Annotated in this window: 6 protein-coding genes; 5 read left to right on the top strand and 1 reads right to left on the bottom strand. The window is 44.3% G+C overall.

The annotated features are described in order from the left end of the window. Positions 1 to 14: 14 nt before the first annotated feature. Positions 15 to 4,808 (bottom strand): SdrD B-like domain-containing protein, encoded by a 4,794-nt coding sequence (locus RID53_RS17975; protein ID WP_446389400.1) that lies wholly within the window; start codon positions 4,806 to 4,808, stop codon positions 15 to 17. Positions 4,809 to 5,393: 585 nt separating this feature from the next. Here RID53_RS17975 and RID53_RS17980 point away from each other — a divergent pair. From RID53_RS17980 to RID53_RS18000, 5 genes are all read left to right on the top strand, one after another. Then, entirely contained in the window at positions 5,394 to 6,992 is a 1,599-nt protein-coding gene (locus RID53_RS17980; RefSeq protein ID WP_446389401.1) for an SDR family NAD(P)-dependent oxidoreductase, read from the top strand. Positions 6,993 to 7,266: 274 nt separating this feature from the next. Continuing rightward, entirely contained in the window at positions 7,267 to 8,916 is a 1,650-nt protein-coding gene (locus RID53_RS17985) for a DUF3352 domain-containing protein (protein ID WP_446389402.1), read from the top strand. A 643-nt stretch (positions 8,917 to 9,559) separates the two neighbouring features. Next, the gene (locus RID53_RS17990; RefSeq protein ID WP_446389403.1) at positions 9,560 to 9,865 is read left to right on the top strand and encodes a lasso peptide biosynthesis PqqD family chaperone; all 306 of its coding nucleotides are present in this window, start codon (positions 9,560 to 9,562) and stop codon (positions 9,863 to 9,865) included. Continuing rightward, positions 9,849 to 10,298 (top strand): lasso peptide biosynthesis B2 protein, encoded by a 450-nt coding sequence (locus RID53_RS17995; RefSeq protein WP_446389404.1) that lies wholly within the window; start codon positions 9,849 to 9,851, stop codon positions 10,296 to 10,298. Before RID53_RS17990 ends, RID53_RS17995 begins: the two co-directional genes overlap by 17 nt. Beyond that, positions 10,295 to 12,349: a lasso peptide isopeptide bond-forming cyclase gene (locus RID53_RS18000; RefSeq protein WP_446389405.1), complete on the top strand. Its 2,055-nt coding sequence runs from the start codon at positions 10,295 to 10,297 to the stop codon at positions 12,347 to 12,349. Before RID53_RS17995 ends, RID53_RS18000 begins: the two co-directional genes overlap by 4 nt. Positions 12,350 to 12,370: the final 21 nt, after the last annotated feature.

Here is a 12,370-nt window from a genome sequence, read left to right on the forward strand (position 1 = left end):
GGAACTTTTAGACATTAAATATACGAGAAACTGGTCGTAAAAGCAAGGTCTGCGGTATTAACCCCTTCTACCTGCATGATGTCTTCTCCATTCAAACTGATGATACTATCAACACCTTGTTGAGTCAGAACCAGATCATTGAGCGCTATACCTAAGAGTCCAATTTGATCAGAACCCACATCATAGCCGCGCACAATATCTAACCCGGCGTTTTCTTCAAGTACATAAATGTCACTAGCGCCGAAATCGGGAAGGACAAGTTGTATAAGTGGATTGTAGTATGACCCGACAAGAAGATCAGCACCCAAGCCACCACGCAGGGTATCTGCACCCAAGCCACCCGATAGAATATCATCACCACCATCACCGCGTATTAAATCATTCCCCCAATTACCAAACAACTGATCATCCCCTAAACCACCGATTAATAGATCATCACCGCCTTTACCTTTGATGATTTCTGAGAAAGAACTACCCTCTATCGTATCGGCTCCATTGCGACCTAGAAGTTCCACATTAGCATTCACAGGAGCCGTTACCGTAATCGAAGATAAGTCTAGATTTACCTGACTATTTTGGGAAGCAAAGCTCATGGTAGAACCCAAAATTTCTAGGTCTGTCACAAGATACCCTTTGTCCTGCAATGCATTGAGATCTAATGTCTCCAGCCTGGTTGTGGTGACGGGTGAGTCAATCACAATCTTTAAACTGCTTAAGGAATTTGCTGCTGGAGATAGAGTATCAAGTGCCGCTTGCAAATCATTTTGAGCAATGATCTGTGTTCCTGGAGTTAAGTTTTCATCCGCAAAATATACGCCGTCCGTTTTGACTAAAATAATCACGTTATCGGCAAAATCTGGCGTGACTTGGGCATCAGTCACGGCAATCTGTTCAGTTTCGTTAGTGTTAGGATTTGTCAGCTGAAGCGCCCCATCCGTAAAAATATCCGCACCAGTATGACCGGTTGCCAGTAATTGATTATTAAAATCAATAATTTGCTGGGCAGCCGTCGGGTCAGTAGACGTATCTAGTGCTAAAAATGCATTCCACTCATCGGGAATTTGGGCGATTAAAGCTTTATTATCCCATTCAAAATAAAAAGCCGCGCTACCCTCTGTTCCGTCAGGAAGGAAAGCCGAGTTGTTATAAGCCTGTCCACTGGCTATTAATGAGGCACAGTTTTCTGTAATGATTTGACCCGTCGTTGTGCTGATACAGTAATCCAAATTTAGAACAGTCGTGAAACCTGGATCGAGCGGATCATCAGTCTCTGGATCAAACAGCTCAGAATAAAGCCGGAATTGCTCCCCATTTCCTAGTGTTGCCGTATATTGAACATAGGGGATCGTGCCATAATCAACGCTGTTATTATTCGAGGTGTTAGTGTCAAACGCATTATAACTACTAAATGCGGCTACACTTACTTCACTCCCAACGACATTCTTTTGTACGGCTACCAAGGGTGAGCCAGCCGTTTTTTCAAGCTTATTAACTGGGAGCCAAATTGTACCTTTAACTTGACCATTATTGTATTCGGATAGTTCTGAATTTTCTCCTAATGAACCATAAAAATTGTTAATTTGAACATAGTCGCTACTCACGGTTGTATTGACTATCAATTGTACGGATTCCCCCGACAAGAGTGTGGGAATGACCACTTCAACCGAGTCCGGATTGCCATCGCCACTCAAGCTTTGACCATTGGCGGCAATATAGGAGTCAATCATGCCGTCCTGATTAGGATCGTATGTATCTAAATCAATCGCACTAACGGGAAGGATTAGTTCAGAGACGTTTAATTGCAAGTCTCCATTATCAGTGATCAAGACAGATTCAGCCGTCGCTGAACCATTGTTGGTGACGGTCAATGTATAGGAAAATTCTTCATCGGGAATCGCAATATTTTCTCCTTCTAATGTAGAGATAAATGCCTTTTCGATTTCTAAATCAATTTCTTGTCGATTGCCAAAATCAATGTCTGTTGCATTTGTCCCACTTTCAACGGTGATTGGTGCTGGATTTGTTGTTTTCTGCACCCAACCCGTTTTTTGCTCTTCCCGGATGGTATAGCTTCCTACAGTTAAATCCGTAAAGCTGTAATTACCACTTCCATCCGTAACGGTACTGGTTTCTCCCGCATCTAAACTGCCGTTATCATTGGCATCAATAAAGATAGTCCAGCCAGCTAATCCGGTTTCACCTGCATCTTTAACTCCATCGCCATCAATGTCTTCAAATTTCTGTCCACTGATACTACCGAGTTGGAAGTTGCCAAAGTTAACTCCTGTAACTGTAGTACCACTACTGGTAATGTTAATCGCGCTGGGATTAGATGTAGTTTGTTCCCAACCCGTTTTTTGCTCTTCCCGGATGGTATAGTCTCCAGCCGTTAAATCGGTAAAGCTGTAATTACCATTGGCATCTGTATTCGTACTGGTTTCACCAGTATCTAAACTACCGTTATTATTGGCGTCAATAAAGATAGTCCAGCCATCTAATCCGGCTTCACCTGTATCTTTAACTCCATCACCATCAGTGTCTTCAAACTTCTGTCCACTGATGCTACCGAGTTGGAAGTTGCCAAAGTTAACTCCTGTAACTGTAGTACCACTACTGGTAATGTTAATCGCGCTGGGATTAGTTGTAGTTTGTTGCCAACCTGCTTGTTGAACTTCGCGAATGGTATAGGTTTCAACAGTTAAACCCGTAAAGCTGTAGTCACCATTGGAATCTGTGGTGGTACTGGTTTCACCTGCATCGAGAACACCGTCATTATCGCTATCAATAAAGATAGTCCAGCCAGCTAATCCGGCTTCACCTGCATCTTTAACTCCATCGCCATCAATGTCTTCAAATTTCTGTCCACTGATGCTACCAAGTTGGAAGTTACCGAAGTCAACCCCTGTGGTGTCTGTACCACTGGTAATGTTAATGTCGCTGGGATTCGATGTAGTTTGTTGCCAACCTGCTTGTTGAACTTCGCGAATGGTGTAATTTCCTGCACTTAAATCAGTAAAGCTGTAGTTCCCATTGGCATCTGTGGTGGTATTGGTTTCTCCTGCATCTAAACTACCGTTATCATTAGCATCAATAAAGATAGTCCAGCCAGCTAATCCCGCTTCACCTGCATCTTTAATCCCATCGCCATCAATGTCTTCAAACTTCTGTCCACTGATGCTACCGAATTCTTCAACATTACCGAAATCAACGCCTGTAACTGTCGTATTACTACCAATTGTGATTAGACTTGGATCAGTCGTTGTTTGAATAAGGTCTGTTGGGGTTACCTGGCGAACAAAATAGTCACCCGCTAAAACATCACCAAAGGAGTATGAGCCATTAGCAGAAGTTGTGGTTGTTACTAACGAGTCTTTGGTTGGGTCAAATGCGCCTTCATTCGCCTCAAACACGCCATCACCATCATCTAAAAATAATTTAATCGTGACGCCATCTAAATTCGGATCAGCACCCGCTTCATCATCTCCATCTCCATTGACATCCTCAAACACGCGACCCGAAATCGTCCCCTCCGGATCGATTCCCGCCACATCAGCAATGGCAAATTCCTCAAACCCGCCGTCTGAACTAACAAGCTTAGAAAAAAGATACACATAAGTACTGCCTGTTGCTCCAGAAAAAGCCGTTTCAGGAACGTAAATCGAGGCATCAAACGAACTCGTTCCTGGTGTTAAACTGGCATCAAGCAGTACGGAACCGCCTAAATCAAAAACAGCTTGTCCATTATTTAAGGCACCAATCAGTGTCTGATTGCTTGGATCATAAGCACTCAATGTAGCCGAATTGCCCAGAAAGAGTCGGAACTCTTGTAGCGTAATCTCAGAGGCGCTATTCTTTTCATTCAGATCCAGGCGGATTTCGCGGAAGGTTTCTCCAGCAATAGTAACCTGTTGCAGTTCAGATAGTTGGAGCGATCGCGCTGACTTCACATCGGGTTGATGAACCGCCGCATCGGTGTTGAAGCCTTCTTCATCCGGTTTTGCTCTCAGTTTGAGAAACGAGTCATTGGTTCCAGAACCCGAGGCTAAATCAGATCGAACAATATAAGAACCATTGACAAATCCGGCTGACTGAGTTCCCGTTAAATCTAGAACCGAATCCGTGAAAATATGGGGTTCAGCCGCTTCCGCCGTTTTCAAATCCGTAGCAGTTAACAGGAACGTTTCATTCGCCGAATCATCAGGATGAACATACCATTCGGTGACAATCGTCCCATTTTTTAGACCATCGCGATCGCGAGAACTTCCATCTTTAACCATCCAAGGTTCATGTCCTGATCCTGAATTGGACGACGCCAAAATCAAATCATCGGCTGTACCAAACTCCCCATCAGCACCCGCTTCCAGATGTTGCACCTGTAATTTGACCACCGCACCTGGATCAAACCCTGTCGCGGTAATCGTCGCTGTTTCACCCGGTTGGTAATCTTGCTTATCAGTTTCGACTGTTGGTGTACTGGTTGTCTCTGCTTCAGCCGTGTCAATCTGGAATCGCTGAGACACATTCTTTATCAATGAGTCAGAAACAGCTAACGGTTCTTGAATGTCTGGAACAATCCCAGATAGATCGTCTAAGGGTGAGTTTGATGGCGTAAGTGGAGCAAATTTAACTGTGCCTAACTCACTATCAGTAACCGCTTCTAGTTCTAGATAGTGTCGCTCAAAAAACGGCTTGACCTGAGATAAGAGATAAAAAACTCGATTTAATCCAGGAGACAATAACCGAGGTTGAACTGTCTCGGTCAGCAATTCATATAGATAAGGGAAGTCTAAATACTTAGTAGCAGTCATCATGTGAGGAACAATTAGCCCTGATCAACAACAGTGAAAATAAGCTGTACCTGATGGAAAGTGTCTCAATCAGTTTTAACAAAGACACCACACCCATTGCTGGGCAATGGTTTAAACGTTCAATAATTCTTCAGGCTGACTATGATTTTTATCGCCACAATAGCTAGACAAAACTATCACCCGCATAGCTTTCAGAACTCATTTCAACTCACTAAATTTATCTGTTCAACAGATATTGAACGTATAATAACTAAACCTGACACCCGTTTATGTGAAGAATCTGTAAAGTTACTTCTAATTAACGTAAGAGATTGATGAAGCTTGCTTAAAACCCAACATGTAACCATCTTAAATTTGTAGTACATAATTTTTATATACTTTTTATCACTTCTGGTAATGAGTCAAACCTATTCCTCTGATAAAAACTAGAAAATGTTGGTGAATGTTGGCAAATATTAGTGAATGTTGGTAAATGTTGGTAAATGTTGGTAAAAATGACGACCAACCCAAGCCGGGACTCAATTGCCCCAGTCTCTATACAAAGATTGCAAAGATTGCGCTACTATCAATAAAAAATGAGAACGTATGAATCAGTGTCAACCTCAGCAAGTCTGCATTGTCACAGGTGGTAACTCAGGTGTAGGTTTGATGACTGCTGTTGGTCTCGCCCAATTCGGTCATCATGTATTTATCGCCTGTCGCTGTGCAAACAAAGCTGAGAAATCTGTCAATTATATTCGCTCCTCCACCGGAAATCCCAAGGTTGAGTTTTTGCCACTCGATTTAGCCTCCCTTGATTCAGTTCGTACATTTGTGAAACTGTTTCAGGACAGACAGCTTCCGCTGCATTTATTAGTGAATAATGCGGGAGTTTTCAATGCCAGAGGCACAACTCAAGAAGGATTTGAACTCATTTGGGGAATTAACTATCTGGGTCACTTTCTACTGACAAATTTGCTACTGGAAACGCTTCAACATTCAGCCCCCAGCCGAATCATCATGGTTGCCTCTGACTTAGCCTTGCGCCCCACTTCTATCAAATGGGAATGTTTTGTCAAGAAGACACCCTTAAATTTTATAGAACTGTATGCCGTATCAAAACTTTGCTTAGTGATCCTGACTCAAGAACTGGCACAGCGCTTAAAGACTACCAACATAACTGTTAACGCAATTCATCCTGGATTTGTGCAATCTAATATAACCTTAGGGCATCGCTTAAGCAAGTATTTGGGCATTGGCATTTCGCCCCAAGAAAGTGCTTCTGGGTTGCTGACTTGTGCAACATCTGCTGATTTTGCAGCGGTAACGGGTAAGTTTTTTGATTATCAACAGAACGAAATAGAACTTCCTGATCTAGCAAAAGATACTGAACTCGGTCAACAGTTGTGGGAACAGAGTGGCTTGTGGACAGGCTGTAATCAATACAATCCGAAAACACCCGCCAAACCTGAGACGACTGTTGGACTTTTAGAACCCTATTCGCTGGCATTAAGTCCCTCTGAACTCGGTTCCCTTACCCAAGCTATTGTTGAAACTGTCTTGCCTAACCCCCCGCTTAAAAACCAATTTTATCATTTTATCCACCTTTTATTTAATTTCAAGATTGGAGCAATTATTCTACTTGTCAATCAACTCCGCAAGAAAGAGTTTTATATGGAAAGACATCTTGATTCAGAGGCTGTTTGGGCGATCTGTCAGGATAAAAAGTTACGACAGAAATTGAACGAGTATTTGGGTGAAACATTAGTCTTGTGGCGTTCGGAAATTTGGGTAAATTATCCCTCGCAACAACTGATTCCATTTTGGCATCAAGACTCCTATCCCAATCTGCTTCAAGGCGAAGGGAAAACGATCAATGTCTACATTGCACTAACCGAGGTTAATGAACGGAATGGGTTTGAGTACATCCCTAATTTTCAACTCACTCCGGATGTCTCAGTTAAAATGAAAGACCCATTTAGTGGCAATCACTTGTTTAATTTGACAGAAGACTTAGAACAGCAAGCCATTCCTGTGGTTTTGCGTCCTGGAGAATTTGTTTTATTTACCGACCAACTCATGCATCGTTCGATTCGCAATACCAGTGGTCAAGTTCGGCTAGCCCTCACCCTGCGGCTGACTCAACCCTCTGTTCATATCGTGTCAAGCTATAGTCCTATTTACAGTAAGCCTGTCTTGTTGTAAGTTCTGCTAACATGAAATATAAGTAAGCTGTCATGCATTTAAATTGGGTATTAGTAGCGAGCAAGATGCAAAGCCTGCGGCATGGCTTCGCTTAACGCACTACAAGGCTTTCGCCGTTATTGATATTAAGGTTTAAATGCCGAACAGCTTAGTTGGACAAAATTAAATCAGGGAACAGGGAACAGTAAGTAGTCGGACATTCTAGTATTTAGGGTGATAAATAAGGAAACGCGGATTTATTGAAAACATTTATTCAAGTTAGGAGACATTTAAAATGTCCTTTAAAAAGTTTCTGGTAATTGGCACAACTCTAGTCTTGGTAGGGGGTGGCGCGGCTTATCTCTACGCTAAAGGTTTTTGGGGAGTCGCCGACACCCCAGCCGCCAGTGCTAAAGTTATCCCCGATGAAGCGGTGATGGCGGGCTTTATTTCCACTGACTCTCAATCCTGGATGAAGTTGCAGAAGTTTGGTACGCCCGAACTGCAAACGTTAGTGAATCAAAGTCTGGAAGATTTAAAAACAGAAACCTTTAAGGATTCCCAAATTAGTTACGAGGAAGATTTAAAACCGTGGTTGGGGAATGTAATGGTCGCGGTTTTACCAACTACCTCTGCTGAAGCGGTAGACGACTCCAATCTGTTGACAGTTGTTACGATTAAAAATAAGTTCAGTCTGTTAAAGTTTGCCAACCAGTTGAAAACTGACGAAAAACTGGGAAAAACTGATGAGATTGACTATAACGGGTTGACAATTTTAGAAACAATCGACGAGGGACAAACCTTCTATTCAGCGGTATTGAGACAGCATTTGGTCATATCCGAAGACTTGAAACCTGTGCAATTAGCGATTGATAGCTATAAGGGAGAACCGTCTCTGGCTAGCGAAGGGAATATTGCCACACTCTTCTCCCAGGATATGGATCTGCTCAACCCCGTTGCCAAGTTTTATATCCCTGACTATACTGCTTTTGTGCAAGAAATGGTTGCTAATAATCCAGGAGTTGCTCCCTTACCACCTGCTACATTAGAACAATTGCAAGCGTTTAAGTCAGTTAAAATGGGGGTAGGAATTGATGACGTAGGAATCCGGCTGAAAACCGTTGCTAATGTTGAACCATCGGATATTCAAGTCGAATTTCAGCCCAATCCCGGTCAAATTATCAGTCAATTCCCCGCTTCAACGATGATGCTGTTAACCGGAAATGGAATTAGTCAGGGATGGGAAATAATGAGCCAATCCGCCCAATCCGATCCCCAATTGCAGCAAGGACTCAACAGCCTCAGAAGTGCCGCCAATAGCATCAATTTAGACGTAGATCAGGATATCTTTGGCTGGATGGATGGGGAATTTGCCATCGGCGTGATTCCTTCCACAGAAGGGATACTCGCCCCCATCGGCTTTGGCGGAGTGATCGTCTTTCAAACCAGCGATCGCGCCACCGCCCAAGCCACGTTAACTCAACTTGATACCCTCGCCCAACAGAATACTATTCAAGTTTCACCCACAACAGTTCAAGGACAATCGGTTACCAAATGGGCAATTCCGGGACAAGGAACCTGGTTAGGACATGGTTGGCTAAACCAGAATTCCCTGTTTATCGCTATTGGCGAACCAATAGTAGAAAAAATGCTGGCGAATCCTGAACCGTCTCTGGATCAAAGTGAGTCGTTTATTACGGTAACTAAAGCTTTACCGGAATCTAACAGCGGTTACTTTTATTTAGATATGGATAAAACCATGACAGTGGTGAATGATTTTATCGAAAATACCACCCCAGATACACCAGAACCTGACTCTGATACCCAAACCGCTTTAGCTATTTTAAATTCCGTGCAAGGGATCGGTGGAACCGTGACTCAAGACAACCCTTCTACTCATATTTTTGAAATGATTGTTACGCTTAAGCCTAAAACAGAAAACTAAGCAAAAAAAAGGTAGAGGGTAAAAGACCATTACTCACCTTTCGCTCAAGCCACTATCCAATTCAGATCCCCCAAACCTGTTTCATGGTTAAATAGCTATTAAGTGATAAAAGGCTTGTATCGACCGACGCTAGGACTTGCACTACGTCCGCGATCGCGTCGCTCACGAATCCTGACACGGACAGCCGTGGCTTTTATGAAGTTTTCGTGAAGTTGACCTCTGTGTCAGTTTCAGGACAATTCATAAATTTTGATTATAGTTAGAACGAATTTTCGTGACTTGAGGGGTCTGGCTTTTTTAAGTTTTGTAACTAAACTGAGAATAGGACTGAAGAGGTTTGGTGAGCTGCCGCTGTTTTTTTATATTAGATGGGAATTTGCGTTTTTTGTCAAGATAATTTGACATTTTAATAATTGATGTTTATTGATAATTAGTTTAACTATTTAATTTAATAAAGATTGTGTAAAGGAAAGGATTTTTTGCGATTTGTAACTTGACAGAGATTCCCAAGACTGTAAACTGACGGGCAGTTGTCTTTTTATACGGATAGAAGAATTAAGGAGAGAATCGTGCGATCGCCTGAACGTTGCCCTGGGTTACTGGATGGCTGTAAAGATAGCGTTTCTGGGAGTTGGCAGAAGTTATGAGTTCTGAAAATACGGTGTCAATGTCTTCGATTATCGTCGCCAGTCAGGAACAGCGCTCATCAGATTTGACGGGAGAGACGGTGATCCTGAATCTCAAGTCGGGAATGTACTACGGCTTGAGTGCTGTGGGTGTGAGTATCTGGAATCTGATTCAGGAACCGAAAGCGGTAAGCGAGGTGCGGGATGGGATTCTAGCAAAATATGACGTTGAGCCTGAACAGTGCGATCGCGATGTCTTGGCGTTGCTGGAAGAGTTGGCAACAGAAGGATTGATTGAGGTGCGGGATGCAGCAGTTGCATAAGTTTCTCAGTTTAACAGCTTGCGATCGCGTTTTGTTATGCCGTGCCGTTTTCTTGCTGGGCGCTGTTCGCTTGGGGCTGGGGGTGCTACCGTTTCAGCGGTTTCGCCACCTGTTAGCGGGTGTGAAGGGGACAAGATGGTTGTATCCTAGACCTGATTGTCGGATAACCCTCGATCAGATTGTTTGGGCAGTTGAGGTGGCGAGTTATTATATGCCCGGTCAGGTTAAGTGTTTGGCACGGGCGCTGACAACACAAATTCTCATGAGTTGGTACGGTTACACCTCGGAACTGAGAATTGGTGTGGCAAAGGGGGAAGCCGGACAGTTTGAGGCTCATGCTTGGGTGGAAATTCAGGGACGGGTGGTAATGGGTCATCTCCGGGACTTGTCCCGATATACGCCAATGCCCTCATTTGAAGGGGGTGGGTTATGAGTGGGATAGTGGGGATTTACTATCTCGATGGGCGTCCCGTGGAACGGGAAATCCTGGGGCGGATGGTAGATAGATTGGCACATAGAGGTGCTGATGGTGCGGGGATTTGGTGTGAAGCGTCGGTGGGTTTGGCACATCGGATGCTGTGGACGACACCGGAATCGTTTTTGGAAAAGTTGCCTTTGGTGAGTTCTCAAGGACATTGGGTACTCACGGCGGATGCGCGGATTGATAATCGTGAGGAACTGATTGCGGCGTTGGGGTTAAATCAGTGTCCGGTTGAGAAGATTACCGATAGTCAGCTTATTTTGGCGGCTTATGAACGATGGGGGAATGGTTGTCCGCAACGGTTGTTAGGTGACTTTGCGTTTGCGATATGGGATCAGCGTCAGCAGGTGCTGTTTTGCGCCAGAGACCATAGTGGGGTGAAGCCGTTTTACTATTATTATTCACCGGGTAAGTTTTTTGCCTTTGCCTCGGAGATTAAGGGGGTATTGGGTTTACCGGAAGTCTCGCGTCGGGTGAATCAGGCGAAGGTGGGGATTTATTTGTGTCAGTTAACGGGGTTTGCTTCGTTAAAGTCGGATACGTTTTACCAGGATATTCGGCGTTTACCCCCGGCGCAGTGGCTGGAAGTGAGTGAGAGGGGGTTGAATTTTCAGTCCTATTGGGATTTGGATGCGGCGGCGCAAACGATACAGTTCCAGTCTGATGGGGAGTATGTGGAGGCGTTTCGAGAACGGTTTACCCAGGCTGTGGCTTGTCGCTTGCGGAGTGCTTATCCGGTGGTATCTACTCTGAGTGGTGGGTTGGATTCGTCGTCGGTTAGCTGTGTGGCGAGGAATCTGTTACGGGGGCAAAACCTCTCCCCCAACCCCTCTCCTGCAAGGAAAGCTGGGGGGGTTAGGTTTCCCTTATTGACGGTTTATGGGGATTGTGGTGTACCGTCTACGGATGAGAAAGGGTATGTGAATGCGGTATTGGCGCAGGGGGGGTTTCAGCATTCGATCGCTACGGTGAGGAATCCCATTGGTTCAGCGCAAACGGTGACGCCTTGCATAGATAGACCCGTGCAAATGCCTACACCTGCCATGTTACTGGCTTCTTTGCAGTCCGTGCAGCAGCAGGGGGCGCGGGTGGTGTTGACGGGACATGATGGGGATACGATTGTGTCTCATGGTCAAGATTATCCGGCTGAGTTAATTGAGTTGGGTAAGTGGGACTGTTTAAAGGATATTGTTATATCGCGTTTGGATAAAGGGAAAGAATCAGCGGACAAGAAAAGGGTAGAGTATGAACTTTATCAGTATGTTCTGCCTTATTTTAACCAGTTGGTCAAAGATTTTAAGATAAAGGGCTATTGGCAGGGACTCTCTAAGGTTTCTCGGAATTGGTCGTTCTCCCTTCGTGGTATCGTCAGTTTGCCCGTTCGGAGTATTTATTACAATTTACGTCAGGTTAAGTGGCAGGCTTATAATTCAAAGATTAATCGTGATTTTGCTCGTCAGGTTGGTTTAAATGGGCTACTTCAGGATGAGTTGGACTATCAATTGGCTTATTTGCCGTCGGAATATTTGAATCATCATCGCGGGATAACCTCGGATAATATGCAGGATATCAATGAGCAAGTTGATGGGATGAGTGCGGCGTTGGGGATAGAACCGCGTCATCCGTTTCTGGATAAGCGAGTTGTGGAGTTGTGTTTGGCGGTTCCGGCTCATTTGAAATTTTGCAATGGGTTTGGGCGGGGGGTAATGCGACGGGCGATGAAGGATATTTTGCCGGAGGAGGTGCGGCGGCGGGGGAGTAAGGTGGATTTTTATGGGTTTATTATTCCAGAGATGGAGAGGGATGAGCGGGAGTTGATTGAGGAGGTGTTGGGGGGAGAGTCGGAGTTATCGCGTTATATAGATAGTCATGCTTTATATCAAGAGTACCGGGAGTTTTCAAAGTCTGCGACTCCTTGGAAGCAGAGGAGGCGTGGGGCAAGAATGATTGCTTGTGCAATGTTCTTGGCAATGTGGTTGAGGCAATCTAAGGATTGTGGTTGAATGGTTTTTGATTTGTTTAGT

The organism is Coleofasciculus sp. B1-GNL1-01 (assembly GCF_040220235.1).
Classification (GTDB): Bacteria; Cyanobacteriota; Cyanobacteriia; order Cyanobacteriales; family Coleofasciculaceae; genus Coleofasciculus.

Coding starts and splice junctions, on each gene's coding strand:
- RID53_RS17980 (WP_446389401.1), top strand. CDS start 5,394: ATGAATCAGTGTCAACCTCAGCAAGTCTGCATTGTCACAGGTGGTAAC.
- RID53_RS17995 (WP_446389404.1), top strand. CDS start 9,849: ATGCAGCAGTTGCATAAGTTTCTCAGTTTAACAGCTTGCGATCGCGTT.
- RID53_RS17985 (WP_446389402.1), top strand. CDS start 7,267: ATGTCCTTTAAAAAGTTTCTGGTAATTGGCACAACTCTAGTCTTGGTA.
- RID53_RS18000 (WP_446389405.1), top strand. CDS start 10,295: ATGAGTGGGATAGTGGGGATTTACTATCTCGATGGGCGTCCCGTGGAA.
- RID53_RS17990 (WP_446389403.1), top strand. CDS start 9,560: ATGAGTTCTGAAAATACGGTGTCAATGTCTTCGATTATCGTCGCCAGT.
- RID53_RS17975 (WP_446389400.1), bottom strand. CDS start 4,808: ATGACTGCTACTAAGTATTTAGACTTCCCTTATCTATATGAATTGCTG.